This window comes from Nocardia sp. NPDC050697 (assembly GCF_040654395.1).
GTDB lineage: Bacteria > Actinomycetota > Actinomycetes > Mycobacteriales > Mycobacteriaceae > Nocardia.
Genome location: NZ_JBFAHY010000008.1, coordinates 302975 through 322615 on the forward strand (window position 1 = coordinate 302975; position 19641 = coordinate 322615).

Sequence of the window (19641 nt, forward strand, 5' to 3'; positions counted from 1 at the left end):
CCCGGCGCCTCGTGCCCACGCGGGTACGCCCGGAGCCTCGCGCCCGCACCGGGTGGCCGGCCGCCACGGCCCGGCTCAGGTCAGCGCCGCGAGGGCCTCGGCGAACTCCTCCGCCTGCTCGCGCCAGCGCCGCAGCTCGGTGACGGAGGGGGCGAGTTCGTAGTCGTGGTGGTGCGCGGCACGGGAGAGCGCGGTCCAGACCGCCGCGATCCGGGCGGCCAGCTCCTGGCCCGCGTGCAGCCGCAGCGCGAGCAGCTGCGCCCGCATGGGGCAGCGGGCGAGCGCGGGTTCCCGGCGCGCCCACAGCTCGTCCACCGCCTGCTCGACGGCGAGCCGCAGGATCCACGAGGTGGCGCGGGACCAGACGCCGCCCGCGTCGGTCACGGTGCCCGCCAGCAGGTGGTCGGCGGCCTCGAAGCGTTCGGCGATCGTCGGCCGCGGGGCGCCGCGCTCGCGATTGCGCGCGCGCTGCCTGCTGCGGCGCGCGGGATCGCCGGTCATCGGCTCCGGGGCGGGCTCTGCCTGCGCCGCTGCGCCCCGGCATCGCCGCGCCCGCGCTGCTCGGCGGCCGGACGGCGCACGCCGTCGGCAGCACCCCCGCCCCGCTGCCCGGCGCCGCGCTCGCCCGGCCCGCCGGTACCGCCGTCGCGCTGCCCGTCCCCGCGCCGGTCCTGCTTCCGGAAGCCGCCGGGCGGCTCGGAACGCCCGCTCTCCGCGCGGTATCCGGCGCCGCCGTTCGGTGCCGCGGTGCGCCCCGGGGCGCGGTCGATACTGCCGTCGAGGTCGGCGGCGAGCCGGGCGATCAGCCGCTCGGTATCGGCGATGAGCGCGCGCATGCTCCGGCCGATCGGGACGTGCGCGCCCGCGGTGGCGTCGCGAAGCACCTCGACGGCCCAGCCGCCCTCGGTGGCGGCCAGGTGCGCGTTCAGGTCGTCGACCCTGCCGTCCACGCCCATGACGGCGAGCGCGACCATGGCCCGCGTGGTCTGCGCCGCCGAGACCCGGCGCTCCACCTCGTCGTGCGTCATCCCGGCCGCGAGCAGCGAGCGCCGCGCCCTGGCCAGCCCGGCCGCCTCCAGCGCGGAGCGGCAGCAGGTGGCGACCAGCTCGGTGGCGATGGCGGGCGGCAGCTGCCTGGTGTGCATGAGCGAGCGCGCGTCGGCGAGGTAGCGGCGCACCGGGTCGCTCACCGTGCGCACCTCCACCACCGAGCGCTCGCGGCGCTGCACCTCCAGCACCCTGGCGTCCAGCTGCATCCGGCGCACCGCCTCGGCCAGCCGCTCGTCGTGCGTGAAGACCACGACCTGCCTGCTCCGCGCGACCTCCGCGAGCACCGTGGCCAGCCCGTCCACCTTGGCCGGGTCCATGGCCTGCACCGGGTCGTCGATCAGCACGAAGCGGAACGGGCTGCGCTCGGCGGTGGCCCGCGGCAGGAAGAGCGAGAGCCCCAGCGCGTGCAGCTCGCCCTGGCTCATGACGCCGAGCGCGGCGCCGTCCACCTCGTCCACGGTGACGTCGAGCAGCACCCGGCGCGCGGTGCCCGCGCTGCCCTGGAGCCGGACCGCGCCCAGCTCCACATTGCTCTGCTGGCGCAGCGTCTGCCAGACCCAGCGCGCGGTCTCCTGCAGCGGCGCCATCCGCTCGTCGCGCAGGATCCCGGCGGCCGTCTTGAGCCACTCCTCGGCGCGCTTCACCGTGCGCAGCTCGGCGGCGTCCGCCTCGACCAGCCTGGCGCCGGTGAGCCAGGCGGTGAGCCGGGGCACCAGCGGGGCCCAGACCTCGTCCAGCCGCTCCAGCTCGGTGCGGGTGCCGCGGCGCACGTGCTCCAGCTCGTCCACCAGCCGGGTGTAGGCGGTGCGCACCCGCTCCGGCAGCGCCGGGTCGTCGTCGGCGCCGTCGTCGAAGCGCAGCGCGGCCCAGCGGGTCCAGGCCCCGACGACCGCGGCGGTGTCCACCGGGCGGCGGCCGGGCGCGACCAGCTCGGCGGGCACCGGCTGCGGCAGGCTGCGCAGCGCCGCGGCGGCCCGGCGCAGCTCGGCGCGGGCCTCGGCGAGCCCGGCCACCCTGGCCGCGAGCTCGCCGATGGTGCCGTCGGTGGCGGCGCGCCAGGCGGCGTCCAGCTGCCCGGCGCCGCAGAGCGGGCAGACGCAGTCCGCGTCCCCGGCGTGCGCGCGGGCCCGGCGCAGCAGCTCCAGGGTGCGCAGATCGGTCTCGGCGTTCCCGGTGGCGTACCGCGCGACCTCCGCGCCCGCGCGCTCCAGCCGCTGCACCGCCGCGCGCACCACCACCGGCGCGGGCACCGCCAGCCGGACCAGCCCGCGCAGCCCGGCCACATCGGCGGTGTCGTCGGCGCCGGTCAGCGCGGCCTCCACCGCGCCGACCTCGGGGTCGGGGGTGCGCAGCAGCGCGGCGAGCTCGACGGCGCGCGGGTCGGCGGTGCGCTCCAGCGCCCCCGCGAGCTCGGTGCGCAGCGCCCGCGAGGCCCGCGCGGCGCGCTCCAGCGTCAGCCTGCGGGCGCGGACGCGCTCCTGGGCGGCGGTCAGCTCGTCCAGCCCGAGCAGCCGGTGCAGCGCGTCGAAGAGGTCGCTCGGCCTGCCGTCGATGAGCGAGCCGAGCTCGCTGTAGGAGAGGAACGGGCGGTGCAGCGCGAGCAGCGCCGACCAGGTGTCGACGTCGAACGGCGCCGGGGCCGCGGTGCCGCGCTGCTCGGTCCACTCCGGCTCGGTGAGCTCGGCCTCGGCGGCCCAGGCGGCGCGCACCCGGATCTCGGCCGGGCTGCCCGCGGTGAGCAGGTCCAGCGCGATCCTGGTCTCGCCGGGGGCGTGCAGGTTGCGCCAGCCCTCGCGCCAGGCCGCGGAGCGCCCCTCCCAGCGCCGGTTGGCTCCGGTGAGCGCGAGCTCGGCGGCCTCGGCGAAGCTCGACTTGCCGCTGCCGTTGCGCCCGACCACCAGCGTCAGCCCCGGGCCGGGCGAGAGCCGCAGCACGCTCTCCCTGCCGATGCCGCGGAAACCGCGAACGGCGATGCCACGCAGGTAGATTCCGTCGTGCCGGGGAGCGTGCGCGGCGGCGGGTCGCTCGAGATCGTCGAGCGCGGTCCGGACGACGGCGACGACCTCGGGGTCGGCGGCGGGCCCGTCCTCCAGCAGGCGCGCGAGCGACCCCGTGGCGTCGTCCGTCTCGGTTCGCATCCCGCCCCCTCCCGCACGACCGGAATCGTGCCGAACGCTACCCGATGGCGGGAGCGGCGCTGCGCGGGGACGAACCTGCCCGCGCGGAGATGGAATTGGCCATCGAACGACGCGACCGCGCTCGATGTCCACCCCTCGCCAGCCCCGGCGGGCAGCTCGATGTGTCCGCACCCGGGCCGAGAAATACCGGGTGGTCCGGCACAGCCGAACAGGTCAGAATGCCAGAGTGGCCGCCCGGACGCAAGATCAGCGGAGCCGTGCGAAACCTGCTCGCGCGCAGCCCTTTCCGATAGCCGCGCGGTGGCCGGGGCGGCGGCCACATCGCCGCGGGCTAGTCTGTGCGTCCATGACGCGGGATGAACGTGGTGTGACCGCACCGAGTGCGGACTTCGCGGCCTGGTACAACGAGGTGGTCTTCAAGGCCGCGCTCGTCGACCGCGGCCCGGCGCGGGGCACCATGGTCATCCGACCGTACGGCTACCGCCTCTGGGAGCGGCTCCAGGAGGAGCTGGACCGCCGGATCAAAGACACCGGCCACGAGAACGCCTACTTCCCGCTGTTCATCCCGGAGAGCTTCCTGGCCCGCGAGGCCGAGCACGTCGACGGCTTCGCGCCGGAGCTGGCGGTGGTCACGCACGCGGGCGGCAAGGAGCTGGAGGAGCGGCTGGTGGTCCGGCCGACCTCGGAGACCATCGTCGGCGAGATGATGGCCAAGTGGATCACCTCGCACCGCGATCTGCCGCTGCTGCTGAACCAGTGGTCGAACGTGGTGCGCTGGGAGCTGCGGCCCCGGATGTTCCTGCGCACCACCGAGTTCCTGTGGCAGGAGGGGCACACCGCGCACGTCGACGAGGCCGACGCCAGGCGCGAGACGCTGCTCGCCTTCGGGCTGTACCGGGAGGTGGCGCGCGATCTCGCCGCCATGCCGGTGATCGCGGGCGAGAAGACTCCGGGCGAGCGCTTCGCGGGCGCCGTCGCCACCTACACCATCGAGGGCATGATGCGCGACGGCCGCGCACTGCAGGCGGGCACCTCGCACTACATGGGCACCAACTTCGCCGCCGCCTTCGGCATCCGCTACACCGGCGACGCGGGCCGGGAAGAGCTGTGCCACACCACCTCCTGGGGCATGAGCACCCGGATGATCGGCGGCATCGTGATGACCCACGGCGACGACAGGGGGCTGGTACTGCCGCCCCGGCTGGCGCCGTACCAGGTGGTCGTCGTGCCGGTCACGCGCGGCGGCAATGCCGAGGTCGAGCGGGCCGCCGACGAGCTTGCCGCCCGGCTGCGGGCCGCGGGCATCCGCACCCACGTGGATGCCAGGCCGCAGCTCAGCCCCGGTTTCAAGTACAACGAGTGGGAGCTGCGCGGCGTCCCGCTCCGGCTCGAGCTCGGCCCGCGCGATCTGGAGTCGGGGACCGCCGTGCTGGTCGAGCGGCTCGGCGGCAAGGGCAAGCGCGCGATGCCGATCGACGCGCTGCCAGGGGTGCTGCCCGGCGTGCTCGCCGAGTTCCAGGATTTCCTGCTGGCCAGGGCCACCGCCTTCCGGGACGAGCACACCCACGTGGTCGACGGCTGGGACGATTTCGCCGCCGCCGTCGGCACCGGCTGGGCGCTCGCGCTGCACTGCGGCGCGGCCGCCTGCGAGGACGAGATCAAGGCGCGGACCGCCGCCACCCCGCGCTGCGTGCCGCTCGAGGGCGAGCCCGCGAGCGGGGGCTGCGTGCGCTGCGGGGCGCCGTCGGCGTACGGCAAACGGGTGATATTCGGCCGCGCGTACTAGGCACCGCCGCCTGTCGGTGCACTGGTATAGAACTGCTTCCGACGACGCGATCGGCACCCGCCGATCGGCCGGATCGGGGGGATACCGATGAGCACGATCACGGGAGGCAGCCGCGTGGGCACGACGCCCTGGAGCGAGGAGCAGGTGGCCGCGGCGGCGCCGGACCAGAGCTCGCTCGCCGCCGCGCGGAGGCTCGGCGGCAAGCTGGGCGATACCGCCGCGCACGGCACCACGCTGGCCGGTACCTGCGCGGGCAGCGGGCGCACGCCGTACCGGGTGGTGGTGGATCTCGCGGGGCCTGCCTACCGCTGCTCCTGCCCCAGCCGCAAGTTCCCCTGCAAGCACGCGCTGGCGCTGCTGCTGGCCTGGTCGGCCGGGGAGGTGCCGGAGCGCGGAGAGCTGCCGCCCTTCGCCACCGAGTGGCTCGCCGCCCGCGCCGCGCGGGCCACCGCGACCCCCGCCCGCCCCGCCGCTCCGGAGGGCACCGAGCAGCGCAGGGCCCGGGTGGCGGCCGGGCTGGCCGAGCTGGAGGTCTGGCTCGCCGACCAGGTGCGCACCGGGCTGGCCAGGGCCGATCGGGTGCGCGGGTTCGAGGCCATCGCGGCCCGCATGGTGGACGCGCAGGCGCCCGCGGTGGCGTCCGCGCTGCGCAGGCTGCCCGCCGTCGCCGCGGGCCGCTCCGACTGGCCCCGGCTGGTGCTGCGCGAGTACGCCCGGCTGCAACTGCTCGCCACCGCGCACCGCGGGCTGGCGGAGCTGCCCGAGCCGCTGGCCGCGGGGGTCAGGGCGCACCTCGGCTACCCGATGGCCGCCGAGGTCGTGCGCTCCGGCCCCGCGGTGCGCGACGAGTGGATGGTGCTCGGCACCCGCGCGACCGTGGAGGAGCGGCTGCACACCCGGCGAACCTGGCTGCGCGGCAGGCGCTCCGGGCGCTGGGCCATGCTGGTCGAGCACAACTTCGGCAGCCAGGTGACGGCGAGCGCGGCGCCCCGGCTCGGCTTCATGGCCGAGGCGAGCCTGCACTACTACCCCGGCGCCGCGAACCCGCGGGTGCAGTGGGGCACCAGGCACGGCGCCGACACCCCGGTCACCTCGCTGCCGCTGCCCGACGGCGCCGGGCGGATCGACGCGGCGCTGCGCGGGTACGCCGCCGCGCTCGCCGACGACCCGTGGCTGCGGGCGCAGCCGGTGCTGCTCAACGCGGTGATCCCGGTGGCCGGCGCGAACGGCTGGTGGGTCGCCGAGCCGGACGGCACCGCGCTGCCGATCGCCCCCGGCGAGCAGCCGTGGCGGCTGCTCGCCCTCTCCGGCGGGCACCCGGTCGCGGTGATCGGCGACTGGACCGCGGAGGGGCTGGTGCCGGTCGCGGTCTTCGCGGCGGGCGAGCTGCACCCCGCGGACGAGCCGCTCGGCCCCGCGCTGCCCGCGCCGGAGCCGCCGCAGCCGGGGCCGGAGACCGCCGACCTGGTCTCGGTGGCGCTGCTCGGCACCGCCCAGCGCGGGCTCGACCCCACCCGGCTGCCCGCCCCGGTGGCCGGGGCCGTGGCGCGGATCGCCGACCCGGCCGCCGCGCTGCTCGCGGCAGCCGCGTTGCAGGACCTGCTCGACCGCGGCGGGGTCAGGGCGGGCAGCACCGCGCTGCCGGAGCCCGCCGCGGACGACGAGCGCCCGCTGCTGCCGCGCGCCGCCGCCGAACGGCTGTCGAAGCTGCTCGGCGGCCGCTCCCCCTTCCTGCCGGAGTGGTTCGCGGCGGCGGCCCCGCGCGATTTCCGCGCACCCGACGCGCTCGGCGTCCGGCTGCTGGAGTACGCCCGCACGCTGCCGGAGTACCGCGGCCCGCTGCTCCGACTGGCCGGGCCGCGTGGCCGCTGGCTGGCGGCGGCGCACCCGTCCTGGAACGACTTCCGGGTCTCGTCGGCCGAGGTCGCCGAGGTCTGGGCGTACGGGAAGCCGGCCGCGCGCCGGAACCTGCTGCGCGAGCTGCGCCGGGACGACCCGGCGCGGGCCCGTGAGCTGCTCGCGGGCAGCTGGGCCACCGAGTCGGGGGCGCAGGCCGCCGAGCTGCTCGCGGTCCTCGGCGTCGGGCTCGCCCCGGCCGACGAGGAGCTGCTGGAGACGGCGCTGGCCGGGCGCCGCGGCGACGTCCGGCGGACCGCGGCCGCGCTGCTGGCCCGGCTGCCCGGCTCGACCTTCACCGAGCGCATGCGGGAGCGCGCCGCGCGGTGGCTGCCGGTCCGCGGCGGCACCCGGCTGGAGCTAGCGCTGCCCGCGCAGCTGCCCCCCGACGCCACGCGGGACGGCCTCGCCGAGAGCGGCGCCGAGTTCGGCTACCGCTGGTCGGGCGGGCCCGACGACACCGCCGCGCTGCTGCGCAGGCTGGTGGCGGCCACCCCGCTGGCGCACTGGGAGCAGGCCTTCGGCTCCCCGGTGCGGGCGGTCGCCACCGTGCTCGACGACCGGTTCCGCAGGCCGCTCTTCGACGGCTGGATGGACGCCGCGCTCGCCGCGGGCGACGGGGCGTGGGCCGCGGCGCTCTTCGACGCCGGGGTCCCGACCGACCAGGCGCTGCTGCGCAGGCGCGAGCTCTTCGCGCTGCTGCCCGCGGCGGAGCGGAGCACCAGGCTGCTCCGGCTGGACGGCGCCTGGCTCTCCGAGCTGGAGGCGCTGCTCCCGGCCGTCGAGCACCCGTGGCCGGAGCAGGTGGCGCACCACGTCCTGCTACTGCTGCACGAGCGGGCCAGGACCGCCGCCCGCAGACCGGGCGCCTCCGGCGCCATGCCCACCGCGCACCGCTCACTGCTCGCCGCCGCGGCCGCGCACCTGCCCCCCGACGCCGCCCCGGTCGTCGCCGCCACCGCACACCGCTGCGACGACGCCGCGTGGGGCGATGCCTTCCAGCGGCTCGCCCGCGACCTGACCATCCGCTCGACCATGCTCGAGGAGCTGCAATGACCGCACCCACCACCGACACCGGGCTGCTCCGCCCGCACGCCGAACAGGCATACGCCGCCGAGCTGGCCGCGCTGGCCGCCGCCGACGACCGGCCGCGCCCGCCCTCCTGGGAGCTCTCGCCCGCAGCCGTGGTCACCTACCTGCTCGGCGGCGTGCTGCCGGACGGCACCGCGATCAGCCCCAAGTACATCGGCCCGCGCCGCCTGCTCGAGGTCGCGGTCTCGACACTCGCCACCGACCGCGCGCTGCTCCTGCTCGGCGTGCCCGGCACCGCCAAGACCTGGGTCTCCGAGCACCTCGCCGCCGCCGTCTCCGGCGACTCCACGCTGCTGGTGCAGGGCACCTCGGGCACCGCCGAGGAGGCCATCCGGTACGGCTGGAACTACGCCAGGCTGCTCGCCGAGGGGCCGAGCGAGGCCGCGCTGGTTCCCTCGCCGGTGATGACCGCCATGCGCAGCGGGAAGATCGCCCGGATCGAGGAGCTCACCCGCATCCCCTCGGACGTGCAGGACGCGCTGATCACGGTGCTCTCCGAGAAGACGCTGCCGGTGCCGGAGCTGGGCAGCGAGGTACAGGCGGCCAAGGGCTTCACCGTCATCGCCACCGCCAACGACCGGGACCGCGGCGTCAACGACCTCTCCTCCGCGCTGCGCCGCCGCTTCAACACCGTCGTGCTGCCGCTGCCCGCGGGCGAGGACGAGGAGGTCGCCATCGTGACCAGGCGGGTCGCCGAGCTCGGCGCGGCGCTGGAGCTGCCGCCGGTGCCGACGGCGGCCGAGGAGATCCGGCGGGTGGTGCGGGTGTTCCGGGAGCTGCGCGCCGGGGTCACCGCGGACGGGCGGACCAAGCTCAAGTCGCCCTCCGGGACGCTCTCCACCGCCGAGGCCATCTCGGTGCTCACCAATGGCATCGCGCTCTCCGCGCACTTCGGCGACGGGGTGCTGCGCGCCTCGGATATCGCCGGCGCGGTGCTCGGCTCGGTGATCAAGGATCCGGTGGCGGACGCGGTGGTGTGGACCGAGTACCTGGAGGCCGTGGTGCGGGAGCGGCCGGAGTGGGCCGACTTCTACCGCGCCTGCCGCGAGGTCTCCGGATGACCACCGCCGTGACCCGGGTGTTCGGCATCAGGCACCACGGGCCCGGGTCGGCGCGCTCGCTGCGCGCGGCGCTGGCCGAGTTCCGGCCGGACGTCATCCTGATCGAGGGGCCCGCCGACGCGGACCCGCTGGTCGGCTACGTCGGCGCCGATGGCATGGCGCCGCCGGTGGCGCTGCTCGCCTACGTGCCGGGCGAGCCCGCCCGCGCCGCCTTCTGGCCCTTCGCCGCCTTCTCCCCCGAGTGGCAGGCGCTGCGCTACGGCGCCGAGCACGACGTCCCCGTCCGCTTCTGCGACCTGCCCTCCACCCACGTGCTCGCCGCCCGCGAGCACGAACCCGCCGAGCACCGCGATCCGCTCGCCGAGCTCGCCGCCGCCGCGGGCTACGACGATGCCGAGCGCTGGTGGGACGCGGTCGTCGAGTCGGCCGCCGACTCCGGCGCCTTCGACGCCATCACCGAGGCCATGCGCGCCCTCCGCGAGCCCGCCCCACCCGGCGACCCAGCATCGAAGAGCGCGACCGCGGCCCCCGACGACAGCGCCCCCGCGGCAGCCCTTGCCGACACCCCGCCACCCAGCGACGGGGCGACGGCACCCGCCGGCCTTCCGGCGGCCGATGCGCATCCATCTGGGCCCGTCGATGCCGAGGCCGCGGGGCCGGGGGACGCCGCCCAGGCGCCGGGGGGCGGGGCGGAGCCCCGCGTCCTCACCGCGATCCCGGTGGACTCCACCACCCTGCGCCGCGAGGCGTACATGCGCCAGACCATGCGCAAGGCCCTGCGCCAGGGCGCCGAACGCCTGGCGGTGGTGTGCGGCGCCTGGCACGCCCCCGCCCTGGACGGCCCCCTCGGCCCGGCCGCCCCCGACTCCCGCCTGCTCACCGGCCTGCCGAAGGTCAAGACCGCGAGCACCTGGGTCCCGTGGACCCACTCCCGGCTCGCCACCGCCTCCGGCTACGGCGCGGGCATCACCTCGCCGGGCTGGTACCACCACCTCTTCACCGAGACCGAGCACCCGGTGGTGCGCTGGCTCACCCGGGTCGCGAATGTCCTGCGCGCCCACGACCTCCCGGTCTCCAGCGCACACGTGATCGAGGCGGCCCGGCTCGCCGAGACCCTGGCCGCGCTCCGCGCCCGCCCGCTGGCGGGGCTCTCCGAGGTCACCGAGGCGGTCCGCGCGGTCATGTGCGGCGGCGACGAGACGCTGGTCCGGCTGATCGCCGAGGAGCTGGTGATCGGCGAGGCGCTCGGTTCGGTCCCGGAGAACACCCCGACGGTCCCGCTCGCCGCCGACCTCACCGCCACCGCCCGCACGCTCCGGCTCAAGCAGGAGCCCACCGTCCGCACCCTCGACCTGGACCTGCGCAAGGAGCGCGAGCTGCGCCGCTCGCACCTGCTGCACCGGCTGCTCGTCCTCGGCATCGAGTGGGGCGTGCCCGCGCAGAGCCAGGTCCGCGGCACCGGCACCTTCCGGGAGACCTGGACCCTGTGCTGGGAGCCGGAGTACGCGCTCGCGGTGATCGAGGCCTCGCGCTGGGGCACCACCCTGCGTACCGCCGCCGAGGCCAGGATCCTGGATCACGTCGCGAACCCCGACATCACCCTCGCCGACCTGGCCACCGCGCTCGACACCGCGCTGCTCGCCGAGCTCGGCGCCGCCACCGACGGGCTGATCGCCCGGCTCGGCGCGGTCGCCGCGCTGGACCACGACGTCACGCACCTGCTCGGCGTCCTGCCCGGGCTGCTGCGCACGCTGCGCTACGGCGACGTGCGCGGCACCGATGTCAGCGCGCTCGGCCGGGTGGCCGACGGCCTCCTGGTCCGGATCTGTGCCGGGCTGCCCGGCGCCGTCACCGGGCTGGACACCGAGGCCGCCGAGAAGCTGCGCGACCAGATCGACGCCGCGAACGCCGCGCTGCGCACCGGCGCCGACGGCATCGAGCAGTGGCAGGCCGCGCTGCGCGTGGTCGCCGACCGCGACGATGTGCACGGCGCGCTGGCCGGGCGGGCGGTGCGGCTGCTCGCCGATGTCGGCGAGATCGACGACACCGAGTCCGCGCTGCGGCTCGGCGCGGCGCTCTCGGTCGGGCGCACCGCGCAGGCCAAGGCGGCCTGGATCGACGGCTTCCTCGGTGGGCGCGGGCTGCTGCTCGTGCACGACCGCGAGCTGCTGCGCCTGGTCGACGAGTGGGTGCGCGGCCTCGGCGACGAGCAGTTCACCGAGGTACTCCCGCTGCTCCGGCGCACCTTCGGCGCCTTCGAGCAGCCCGAGCGGCGGGCCATCGGCCGCGCCGTGCGCGGCGGCGCCCGAGCCGAGAGCGCGACCGCCGCCATCGATCTCGAGCGCGGCGAACTCGCCCTGACCGCCGCCCTGACCATCCTCGCGACGGCCCCGAGCCCCGCTCAACCCGCAGGAGCACCGGCATGAGCACGATCCCCCAGGTGCGCGGCCCCGCTGCCGCCCGCCCAGCCCGCACGACACCCGCCGGGCCGCGGCGCCTCCGCGGTACGCACGCCGACCCCGGCGCGCACAGCCCGCGCGGCACGGGGGCGTCCGCGTGAACGACGACGCGCACGCCCGCCGCTGGCGGCTCATGCTCGGCGCCGCCGCCGAATCCGAGCTCGGCACCCCGGGCGGGCAATCCGACCAGGCGATGGACCGCGCCCTCGCCGCGCTCTACGACTCGGGCGACCCGACCTCGGGCCCGCGCTCCGGCGGGCTCGGCGCCTCGGCGCCCCGGGTCGCGCGCTGGCTCGGCGATATCCGCACCTACTTCCCGACCAGCGTGGTCGAGATCATGCAGCGCGACGCGGTCGAGCGCCTCGACCTCACCCAGCTGCTGCTGGAGCCGGAGCTGCTGGAGGCGGTGGAGCCGGACGTGCACCTGGTCGGCACCCTGCTCAGCCTCAACGGGGTGATCCCGGAGACCACCCGCGCCACCGCGCGCACCGTGGTCGCCGCGGTGGTGAAGCAGATCGAGGAGCGGATCGCGGCGAAGACGGTCGCCGCCGTCTCCGGCGCGCTGAACCGGGCCGCCCGGATCGCCCGCCCCCGGCACCGGGACATCGACTGGGACCGCACCATCCGGGCCAACCTCGCGCACTACCTCCCCGAGCACCGGACGGTGGTGCCGCAGCGGCTCATCGGCTACGGCAGGCGCAGCCAGGCGGTGCACCGGGAGGTGGTGCTCGCCATCGATCAATCCGGTTCGATGGCGGCCAGCGTGGTGTACGCCTCGGTCTTCGGCGCGGTGCTCGCCTCCATGCGCTCGCTGCGCACCTCACTGGTGGTCTTCGACACCGAGGTGGTGGATCTGACCGAGCACCTGGACGACCCGGTCGACGTGCTCTTCGGCACCCAGCTCGGCGGGGGCACCGATATCAACCGGGCCATCGCCTACAGCCAGTCGCTGATCACCAAGCCGACGGACACGCTCTTCGTGCTCATCTCCGACCTGTACGAGGGCGGGGTGCGGGAGGAGATGCTGCGCCGGGTCCGCGCCATGACCGAGGCCGGGGTCCAGGTGCTCGTCCTGCTCGCGCTCTCCGACGAGGGCGCGCCCTCCTACGACCACGACAATGCCGCCGCGCTCGCGGCGCTCGGCGTCCCCGCCTTCGCCTGCACCCCCGACCACTTCCCCGACCTGCTCGCCGCCGCCCTCGACCGCAAGGACGTGAGCCGCTGGGCGGGCACCCCCCGCTGAGCCGCGCCGCGGCGAGCGCGGGCCGAAGCCCGCGCCACCCGCAACGGCCCAGCGGCGACTACGGCGACGTCACACGTCGGCGATCGCCGCGAGCGGCGGCGTGCGCGCCGCCCGCACCGCGGGCCAGAGCGCGGCCAGCACCCCGACCACGGCGGAGCCGACCAGCACCAGCACCAGCTGCCCCCACGGGACGGCGATCTGATCGAGCCCGAAATCGCGGAGCGTGCGCAGGAACCCGACCCCGAGCCCGAGCCCGAGCAGCAGCCCGACCACCGCGCCGAAGACCGCGATCAGCATGGACTCCAGGTAGATGGTGCGGCGCACCTGCGGCCGCAGCATGCCGACCGCGCGCAGCATCCCGATCTCCCTGCGCCGCTCCACCACCGAGAGCGCGAGCGTGTTCACGATGCCGAGCACCGCAATCACCACGGCCAGCGCGAGCAGCCCGTAGAGGATGGCGAGCATGGTGTCGATCTGCCGCCCCTGCTCCCCCTTGAACTCCTCGCGGTCCATCACCTGCACCACCACGAACTGCTCGGTGGCGCGCTCCAGCTCGGCGCGCAGCACGGCCGGGTCGGTGCCCGGTTTCGCCTGCACCAGCAGCACCACATTGGCCCGGAAGGCGACCGGCGTGGTCCGCTCGTAGAGCTGCGGGGAGAGGATGACCTCGCCGAGCAGCGGGCTGTTCCGGTAGACGCCCCGCACCGTGACCGGCAGCGCGGTCCCGTCCAGCCCGTTGATGGTGACCTGCTGGCCCGGGTTCCAGCCGCGCTCCTCGCGCTCCTTCTCGGAGACCAGGATGTCGCGCTCGCCGAGCGTGTCCGTGCCCGCCAGCAGGTTCACCCGCATGACCCGGTCGAACGCCCCCTCCGGGGAGGAGCCGGGCACCTGGTCGCCGTCGATCTTCACCACCGCGCCGCGGAACCCGACCACCTGCTCGGCGTCGGGCACCCCGTCGCGCACCGCGGCGGTGGCGCCGAGCGGCACCCCGATCTGCTGCGGCCCGGCCAGCACGAAGTCGGCGGTCACGTCCTTGTCCACCAGGCCGCCGATACTGGCCTTGGCGGAGGCGCCGAGCATGCCGATCGCGGTGACCAGCATGAGTCCGAGGGTGAGCGCGAAGGCCGTCGCCGCGGTCCGGCGCGGATTGCGCCGCGCGTTGTTCCGCGCCATGGCGCCGACCGCGCCGAACGGCCGCATGAGCACGCCGAGCGCCCCGACCACCGGCCGGGAGAGCGCGGGCGCGGCCAGCAGCACCGCCAGGATGAGCGCGAGCGCGCCGGCCCCGACCGTCGAGGCCGCGGTGCCGCCGGTGTACTGCGCGCCGATCACCACCAGCGCAGCCCCGGCGACGGCGAGCAGCGCGCCGGCGATGGTCCGGTTGCGCAGCGAGTCGCCGGAGGTGGCGAATTCGGCGCGCATGGCCTCCACCGGCGGCACCTTCGCCGCCCGCCGGGCGGGGGCGTAGGCGCTGATCACGGTGACCGCGAGCCCGAGCGCGAGCCCGATCAGCACGGTGCGCGGCCGCAACGTGAGCGACCCGGTGGGCAGCCCGACGTCGAAGGCGTTCAGCAGCGCGGAGAGCCCGAACGCCAGCCCTACGCCGCCGGCCAGCCCCAGCACGCTGCCGAGTACGCCGATGACCAGCGCCTCGGCCACCACCGAGCGCCCGACCTGCCCGCTGCTCGCGCCGACCGCGCGCAGCAGCGCCAGCTCGCGCAGCCGCTGCGCCACGATCATGGAGAAGGTGTTGTAGATGATGAAGGTGCCGACGATCAGCGCGATCGCGCCGAAGGCGAGCAGGAAGTAGTTGAGGAAGTTGAGCGCCTCGGAGACCTGCGCCTTCATGTCCTCGCGCACCTGGTCGCCGTTCTGCACCTTGTACTCGCCGCCGAATTCCAGCGCGAGCCGGTCGCGCAGCTCGTCCGCGGGCACCCCGGCCGCGGCGATATCGGCGTAGGCGACGTGCGTGCCGTCGGTGAACAGCTGCCTGGCCTGGTCCTCGGGGAACTGCAGCGCGATCAGCCCGCCGGTGCCGCCGGGCAGCTCGTAGACGCCGCTCAGGGTGACGTCGATCGGCTCGCCGCGGGACGGGATCAGCACCTTGGTGCGGTCGCCGACCTGGATCCCGGCGCGCTCGGCGCCGCCGGTGTTGATCGCGAACTCGCCGGGCCGGGTGGGTGGCCCGCCCTGGGTGAAGGCCAGCGGCTCGGCCACCGCGCGGTCGGCGGGCAGGGAGGACTCGCCGAAGCTGGGGGCGCCGCCGGTCTGCACGGCGGTCTTGCCGGTCGGGTCGAGCAGCACCACCGGGCCGTTCACGCCGGGCGCGACCGCGCGCACGTCGGGGCGGGCGGCGATCCGGTCGACCACGCTCTGCGGCAGCCCGACGGACTGCTGGTTCTTCGGGCTCACCCGCACGTCGACGCCCTTGGCCTGGCCGGCGAAGATGCCGTCGAAGGTGCGCTGCAGCGTGTCGGTGAAGACGAACGACCCGGCGATGAACGCCGTGCCGAGCACCACCGAGAGCAGCGTGAGCGCGAGCCGCACCTTGTGCGCGGCGAGATTGCGCAAGGCGACCTTGCGCATGGGGTTGCCCGACATCAGTTCTCCAGCGCCTTCATCCGGTCCAGCACCGAGTCGGCGGTCGGATCGCGGAGCTCGTCCACGATCCGGCCGTCGGCGAGGAAGACCACCCGGTCGGCGTAGGAGGCGGCACGCGGGTCGTGCGTGACGATCACGACGGTCTGGCCGAACTCGTCGACGGCGGCCCGCAGGATGGACAGCACCTCGCCGGAGGAGCGGGAGTCCAGGTTGCCGGTGGGCTCGTCGCCGAAGATGATGTCCGGTTTGCCGGCCAGCGCCCTGGCGCAGGCCACGCGCTGCTGCTGGCCGCCGGAGAGTTCGCTGGGGCGGTGCTCCAGCCGGTCCGCGAGGCCGAGCCTGCCGAGCACGGTGTCCAGCCAGCCGCGGTCCACCTCGCGGCCCGCGATGTCCAGCGGCAGCGTGATGTTCTCCAGCGCCGTCAGCGTCGGCACCAGGTTGAAGGCCTGGAAGACGAAGCCGATGCGGTCCCTGCGCAGCTTGGTCATCTCCGCGTCGGAGAGGTCGGTCAGGTCGGTGTCACCGATCCGGACCGTGCCGGAGCTGGCGGAATCCAGCCCGGCGAGGCAGTGCATGAGCGTGGACTTGCCGGACCCGGATGGCCCCATGATGGCGGTGAACTCGCCCCTGGCGAAATCCGCGGACACCCCGTCGAGCGCGGTGACCCTGGTGTCTCCGGCGCCGTAGACCTTGCTCAGGTCAACGGCGCGGGCCGCGACGGAGGTCGCGGTGCCCGGCTCGGTCGGTTCGGCGCTCACGGCGTGCGATGTCATGGCAACCAGTGTTCCCGCGTTCGCGCGCGCACGCCATCGGGGGTTTCCCGGAGCGGAGGGACCACCTCCGGGTGTATGCCGGGCAGCGGTATCGTCCGCCGGGATGGGTACGAGGATGGCGTTCGCCGCGGCGACGAGCATGGAGCTGGACCACGGGGTGGCCGATCCCGAGTGGCTGCGCGGTTCGGTGCGCGTCGGCTGCGACCTCGGAAGTCGCTGGGAAGCGGTGCAGTTCCTGCTGGACGCGGCCGGGGTCCCGGTGGACCTCAGGGTGGACGGCGACCCGCTGGACACCGGGCAGACGCTCGCCGCCTGGTACCCGGAGCTGGTCGCCGAGGCCGCCGCCGCGCTGTCCGGGGTGGCCCCGGAACTGGTTGCCCGGCACTACGATCCGGTGCGCATGGCGGAGGAGGGGATCGATCCCGCCGACCCCTCGGCACTCGCGGCGTGCGTCGCCGCGCTGACCCGGTTCTTCGCCGGCGCCGCGGAGCGCGGAACGGGCGCGGTGATGCTGCTCCGCGCGGAAGGGTAGCGGTCAGCCCGCTGCCCACACCGTCCGGGCTGCCGCTCATTACCCTGCCGGCGCACCGCCGCCCGCGGCCACGCGGCCCGGGCGGGAAGTCAGCCCGGCGCCGCCCAGGGGAAGGCGGTGGTGGTCGAGCGGGCGCCCTGGACGGTGCGGGAGCGGTTCGGTTCGCCGAGTTCGGTGAGCAGGGCGTCGGTGAGCTCGGCCAGCCCGGCGAGGGTGGCCCGGGTGAACCAGGACGGGCGGGTGGCGAAGAGGATGTCCTCGCTGGCGGTATTGCCGCCCGCGCCGGGGGCGAAGGGACAGCCGCCGAGGCCGCCGAGCGACCCGTCCACCACGGTGGCGCCGGCTCGGATCGCGGCCAGGGTGTTCGCGACGCCCATGCCCCAGGTGTCGTGGCCGTGGAAGACGATGCGGCGGTGCGGCGTGGTGCCGCGGACCGCGCCGACCAGGGCCGCGACCTCCATCGGGCCCGCCTGGCCGAGGGTGTCGGCGAGGACGATGTCGGCGGCGCCGTCGGTGCGCGGGTCGGCGGCGATGGCGAGCACCCGCTCCGGCGCGACCGGGCCGGTGAACGGGCAGGTGAAGCTGGTGGCCAGGGTGAGCTGAATGTCGCCGCCCGCTTGCTCGGCGAGGCGGACGGCGTCCGGCATGGCGGCGATGCTGGCCTCGGTGTCGCGGCCGATATTCGCGCGGTTGTGCTCGTCGGTGACGGAGAAGCAGTACTGGAAGTGCGTGATGCCCGCCTCGGCTGCCTTCTCCACGTGGCGGGGGGTGGCCACCCAGACCCAGCAGCGGGCGCGCTCCTCGGGGGTGAGCTCGGCGACGAGCTCCAGGGTATTGGCCATGGGCGGGACCAGGTCGCCCCTGGCGAGGGAGCCGATCTCCAGGGCGGGGACGCCGAGGGCGAGGAGGCTCCTGGCGATCTCCAGTTTCCGCTCCACCGGGAGGAGTTTCCCGGTGAGCTGGAGGCCGTCCCGCAGCGTGACGTCCCGGAGAACGATGTCGGTCATCCCGCCGAACCCGCCGCTTCGGCGATCTCGGCGGGGGTGAGGCCGAGCGCGGTGAGCACCTCGTGGGTGTGTTCGCCCAGGTCGGGGCCGACATTGCGGATGGGGAGCGATTTCCCGCCGATCACCGGGACGATCCCGGGGAAACCGACCTGCCTCGGCTCGGCTTCGCCGACGTCGACCGGGAAGTGCTGGATCATGTCGCGGGCCAGGTACTGCTCGTCGGTGACGATATCGGCGGCGGTGTAGATGGGGCCGCAGGGAATCCCCGCCGCCTCCAGGACGGCGAGCGCTTCCGGCCGGGAGCGCTGGATGGTCCATTCACCGATGGCGGCGTCCAGCCGCTCGCGGTGCCGCCAGCGGCCCGCGTTGTCCTGGAGCTCCGGGTCGGCGGCGAGGTCGAGCCGGTCGATGACCGTCATGTAGCGCTGGAAGATGGCGTCGCCGTTGCCGCCGATGATCACGCTGGTGCCGTCGGCGCACGGGTAGGCATTGCTCGGCGCGATGCCCTCCATGCGCCCGCCCACCCGCTGCCGGTTGATGCCGTAGGCGAGGTAGTCCGGCACCAGCGACTCCATCACCGAGAGAATCGCCTCGTTCAGCGCGACATCGATGATCCGCTGCTCGAGCGGGACCGCACCGCCGGTGCGCTCCCGCTGGAAGAGCGCCATGACGGTGCCGAAGGCGGCGTAGATCCCGGCGATCGAATCGCCGATCGACACCCCGACCCGCACCGGCGGCCGATCCGGATCCCCGACCAGCTCGCGCAGCCCGCCCACCGCCTCCGCCACCGCGGCGAAGCCGGGGCGCGCGGCGAGCGGCCCGGTCTGCCCGTAGGCGGAGATGCGGGTGAGCACCAGCTCCGGATTGGCCTCGTTCAGGATCTCCGGCCCGAGCCCCCACTTCTCCAGCATGCCGGGGCGGAAGTTCTCCAGCAGCACGTCGCACTCCCGGACCAGGGCGAGCACGGTGCGCCTGCCCGCCTCGGTGCGCAGGTCGAGGGTGATCGACTTCTTGTTCCGGTTCACCGTGCGGTAGAGCATCGAGGTATCGCCGCCGTAGAGCCGCCAGTTGCGCAGCTCGTCCCCGGCGCCCGGGCGCTCGACCTTGATCACCTCGGCGCCGAAGTCGCCGAGGATCCGGCCCGCCGTCGGCGCCGCGATGTAGTTGCCGAGTTCCAGGACGCGCACCCCGTCGAGCGGCCGGATGGTCATCCCACGTGCTCGCGCAGGTAGGCCAGGTCCTCGGCGAGGCCGTCGCCGGGGGTCTCCAGCACCACCGGGGCGCCCGCGGTGCGGCACACCTCGGCCAGCAGCTCCGGGTCGATGGTGCCGTCGGCGAAATTCGCGTGCCGGTCGGCGCCGGAGTCGAACTCGTCGCGGGAGGAGTTCAGGTGCACCAGGTCGATCCGGCCGGTGATGGCCTTGATCCGGTCGACGACGCCGACCAGCTCCTCACCGCCGGCCCAGGCGTGGCAGGTGTCGAGGCAGAAGCCCGCGCCGAACTCGCCGACCGCGTCCCAGAGCCGGGCGATGGAGTCGAAGTGCCTGGCCATGGCGTGGTTGCCGCCCGCGGTGTTCTCGATCAGGATCGGCACCGCGAAGCCGCCCTTCTCCTGCTGCCGCTCGAAGAGCTTGCGCCAATTGGTGATACCGGCCTCGATCTCGGCGTCCGAGCGCACATGCCCGCCGTGCACCACCAGCCCGAAGGCGCCCAGCTCGGCGGCGGCCTTCGCCTGCTGCGCCACCGCGTTGCGCGAGGGCATGCGCAGCCGGTTGTTCAGGCTGGCGACGTTGATCTGGTACGACGAGTGCACCACCACGTCGATCGGGCTGGCCCTGATCTCCTCGGCGCGCGGGTGCGGCTCCGGTTTGTCCCAGCTCTGCGGATCGATGACGAAAAGCTGAATCACCTCGGCGCCGAGTTTCTCACCGAAGCCGATCGGATCGCTGTCCAGGCGAACGTGTGCTCCAATGCGCATAGGACTCACCCTAACGACCGGCACC

General features: G+C 75.2%; 14 protein-coding genes. 7 read left to right on the forward strand and 7 right to left on the reverse strand.

Annotated features, from left to right (window positions below; all coding sequences use genetic code 11):
- Positions 1–75: 75 nt before the first annotated feature.
- Both AB0H71_RS26670 and AB0H71_RS26675 read right to left on the reverse strand, forming a co-directional pair.
- Positions 76–501 carry a hypothetical protein gene (locus tag AB0H71_RS26670; protein WP_357026191.1) on the reverse strand — a complete coding sequence of 142 codons (426 nt, stop codon included), beginning with the start codon at positions 499–501 and terminating at the stop codon, positions 76–78.
- Entirely contained in the window at positions 498–3188 is a 2691-nt protein-coding gene (locus tag AB0H71_RS26675; protein ID WP_357026192.1) for an AAA family ATPase, read from the reverse strand. Before AB0H71_RS26675 ends, AB0H71_RS26670 begins: the two co-directional genes overlap by 4 nt.
- A 346-nt stretch (positions 3189–3534) precedes the next feature.
- Here AB0H71_RS26675 and proS point away from each other — a divergent pair, with 346 nt between their 5' ends.
- The 6 genes from proS (at position 3535) to AB0H71_RS26705 (ending at position 12725) form a co-directional block, all read left to right on the forward strand.
- Complete coding sequence (gene proS / locus AB0H71_RS26680) at positions 3535–4974, forward strand: proline--tRNA ligase (protein WP_357026194.1); 1440 nt, start codon at positions 3535–3537, stop codon at positions 4972–4974.
- A 114-nt stretch (positions 4975–5088) separates the two neighbouring features.
- Positions 5089–7926, forward strand: a complete 2838-nt coding sequence (locus AB0H71_RS26685) for a DUF5691 domain-containing protein (RefSeq protein WP_357026196.1) — start codon at positions 5089–5091, stop codon at positions 7924–7926.
- Positions 7923–9023 carry an AAA family ATPase gene (locus tag AB0H71_RS26690; protein WP_357026199.1) on the forward strand — a complete coding sequence of 367 codons (1101 nt, stop codon included), beginning with the start codon at positions 7923–7925 and terminating at the stop codon, positions 9021–9023. The genes AB0H71_RS26685 and AB0H71_RS26690 overlap by 4 nt, the downstream gene beginning before the upstream one ends.
- Entirely contained in the window at positions 9020–11449 is a 2430-nt protein-coding gene (locus AB0H71_RS26695; RefSeq protein WP_357026201.1) for a DUF5682 family protein, read from the forward strand. The genes AB0H71_RS26690 and AB0H71_RS26695 overlap by 4 nt, the downstream gene beginning before the upstream one ends.
- On the forward strand, positions 11446–11583 hold the full coding sequence (locus tag AB0H71_RS26700) for a hypothetical protein (protein ID WP_357026203.1): 138 nt from the start codon (positions 11446–11448) through the stop codon (positions 11581–11583). The genes AB0H71_RS26695 and AB0H71_RS26700 overlap by 4 nt, the downstream gene beginning before the upstream one ends.
- Positions 11584–11615: 32 nt before the next feature.
- Entirely contained in the window at positions 11616–12725 is a 1110-nt protein-coding gene (locus tag AB0H71_RS26705) for a VWA domain-containing protein (RefSeq protein ID WP_357026363.1), read from the forward strand.
- A gap of 69 nt (positions 12726–12794) precedes the next feature.
- Here AB0H71_RS26705 and AB0H71_RS26710 read toward each other — a convergent pair whose 3' ends face one another.
- Together AB0H71_RS26710 and AB0H71_RS26715 are read right to left on the reverse strand one after the other, a co-directional pair.
- Positions 12795–15326: an FtsX-like permease family protein gene (locus tag AB0H71_RS26710; RefSeq protein WP_357026205.1), complete on the reverse strand. Its 2532-nt coding sequence runs from the start codon at positions 15324–15326 to the stop codon at positions 12795–12797.
- The gene (locus tag AB0H71_RS26715; protein WP_357026207.1) at positions 15326–16099 is read right to left on the reverse strand and encodes an ABC transporter ATP-binding protein; all 774 of its coding nucleotides are present in this window, start codon (positions 16097–16099) and stop codon (positions 15326–15328) included. The genes AB0H71_RS26710 and AB0H71_RS26715 overlap by 1 nt, the downstream gene beginning before the upstream one ends.
- Positions 16100–16202: 103 nt before the next feature.
- On the opposite strand from AB0H71_RS26715, the gene AB0H71_RS26720 reads away from it, so the two are divergent.
- On the forward strand, positions 16203–16631 hold the full coding sequence (locus AB0H71_RS26720) for a DUF1877 family protein (protein WP_357026208.1): 429 nt from the start codon (positions 16203–16205) through the stop codon (positions 16629–16631).
- An 89-nt stretch (positions 16632–16720) separates the two neighbouring features.
- Here AB0H71_RS26720 and AB0H71_RS26725 read toward each other — a convergent pair whose 3' ends face one another.
- The 3 genes from AB0H71_RS26725 to AB0H71_RS26735 are packed head-to-tail and all read right to left on the reverse strand — an operon-like array spanning position 16721 to position 19616.
- Positions 16721–17638, reverse strand: a complete 918-nt coding sequence (locus AB0H71_RS26725; protein ID WP_357026210.1) for a hydroxymethylglutaryl-CoA lyase — start codon at positions 17636–17638, stop codon at positions 16721–16723.
- Positions 17635–18849 (reverse strand): CoA transferase, encoded by a 1215-nt coding sequence (locus tag AB0H71_RS26730; protein ID WP_357026212.1) that lies wholly within the window; start codon positions 18847–18849, stop codon positions 17635–17637. Before AB0H71_RS26730 ends, AB0H71_RS26725 begins: the two co-directional genes overlap by 4 nt.
- Positions 18846–19616, reverse strand: coding sequence for a deoxyribonuclease IV (locus tag AB0H71_RS26735; RefSeq protein ID WP_357026214.1), 771 nt, complete (start codon positions 19614–19616; stop codon positions 18846–18848). The genes AB0H71_RS26730 and AB0H71_RS26735 overlap by 4 nt, the downstream gene beginning before the upstream one ends.
- Positions 19617–19641: the final 25 nt, after the last annotated feature.

Bases quoted from the DNA above. Each gene is read 5' to 3' on its own strand.
- AB0H71_RS26670 (WP_357026191.1), bottom strand. From the start codon at position 501: ATGACCGGCGATCCCGCGCGCCGCAGCAGGCAGCGCGCGCGCAATCGC.
- AB0H71_RS26675 (WP_357026192.1), bottom strand. From the start codon at position 3,188: ATGCGAACCGAGACGGACGACGCCACGGGGTCGCTCGCGCGCCTGCTG.
- proS (WP_357026194.1), top strand. From the start codon at position 3,535: ATGACGCGGGATGAACGTGGTGTGACCGCACCGAGTGCGGACTTCGCG.
- AB0H71_RS26690 (WP_357026199.1), top strand. From the start codon at position 7,923: ATGACCGCACCCACCACCGACACCGGGCTGCTCCGCCCGCACGCCGAA.
- AB0H71_RS26695 (WP_357026201.1), top strand. From the start codon at position 9,020: ATGACCACCGCCGTGACCCGGGTGTTCGGCATCAGGCACCACGGGCCC.
- AB0H71_RS26700 (WP_357026203.1), top strand. From the start codon at position 11,446: ATGAGCACGATCCCCCAGGTGCGCGGCCCCGCTGCCGCCCGCCCAGCC.
- AB0H71_RS26705 (WP_357026363.1), top strand. From the start codon at position 11,616: ATGCTCGGCGCCGCCGCCGAATCCGAGCTCGGCACCCCGGGCGGGCAA.
- AB0H71_RS26710 (WP_357026205.1), bottom strand. From the start codon at position 15,326: ATGTCGGGCAACCCCATGCGCAAGGTCGCCTTGCGCAATCTCGCCGCG.
- AB0H71_RS26715 (WP_357026207.1), bottom strand. From the start codon at position 16,099: ATGACATCGCACGCCGTGAGCGCCGAACCGACCGAGCCGGGCACCGCG.
- AB0H71_RS26720 (WP_357026208.1), top strand. From the start codon at position 16,203: ATGGGTACGAGGATGGCGTTCGCCGCGGCGACGAGCATGGAGCTGGAC.
- AB0H71_RS26725 (WP_357026210.1), bottom strand. From the start codon at position 17,638: ATGACCGACATCGTTCTCCGGGACGTCACGCTGCGGGACGGCCTCCAG.
- AB0H71_RS26730 (WP_357026212.1), bottom strand. From the start codon at position 18,849: ATGACCATCCGGCCGCTCGACGGGGTGCGCGTCCTGGAACTCGGCAAC.
- AB0H71_RS26735 (WP_357026214.1), bottom strand. From the start codon at position 19,616: ATGCGCATTGGAGCACACGTTCGCCTGGACAGCGATCCGATCGGCTTC.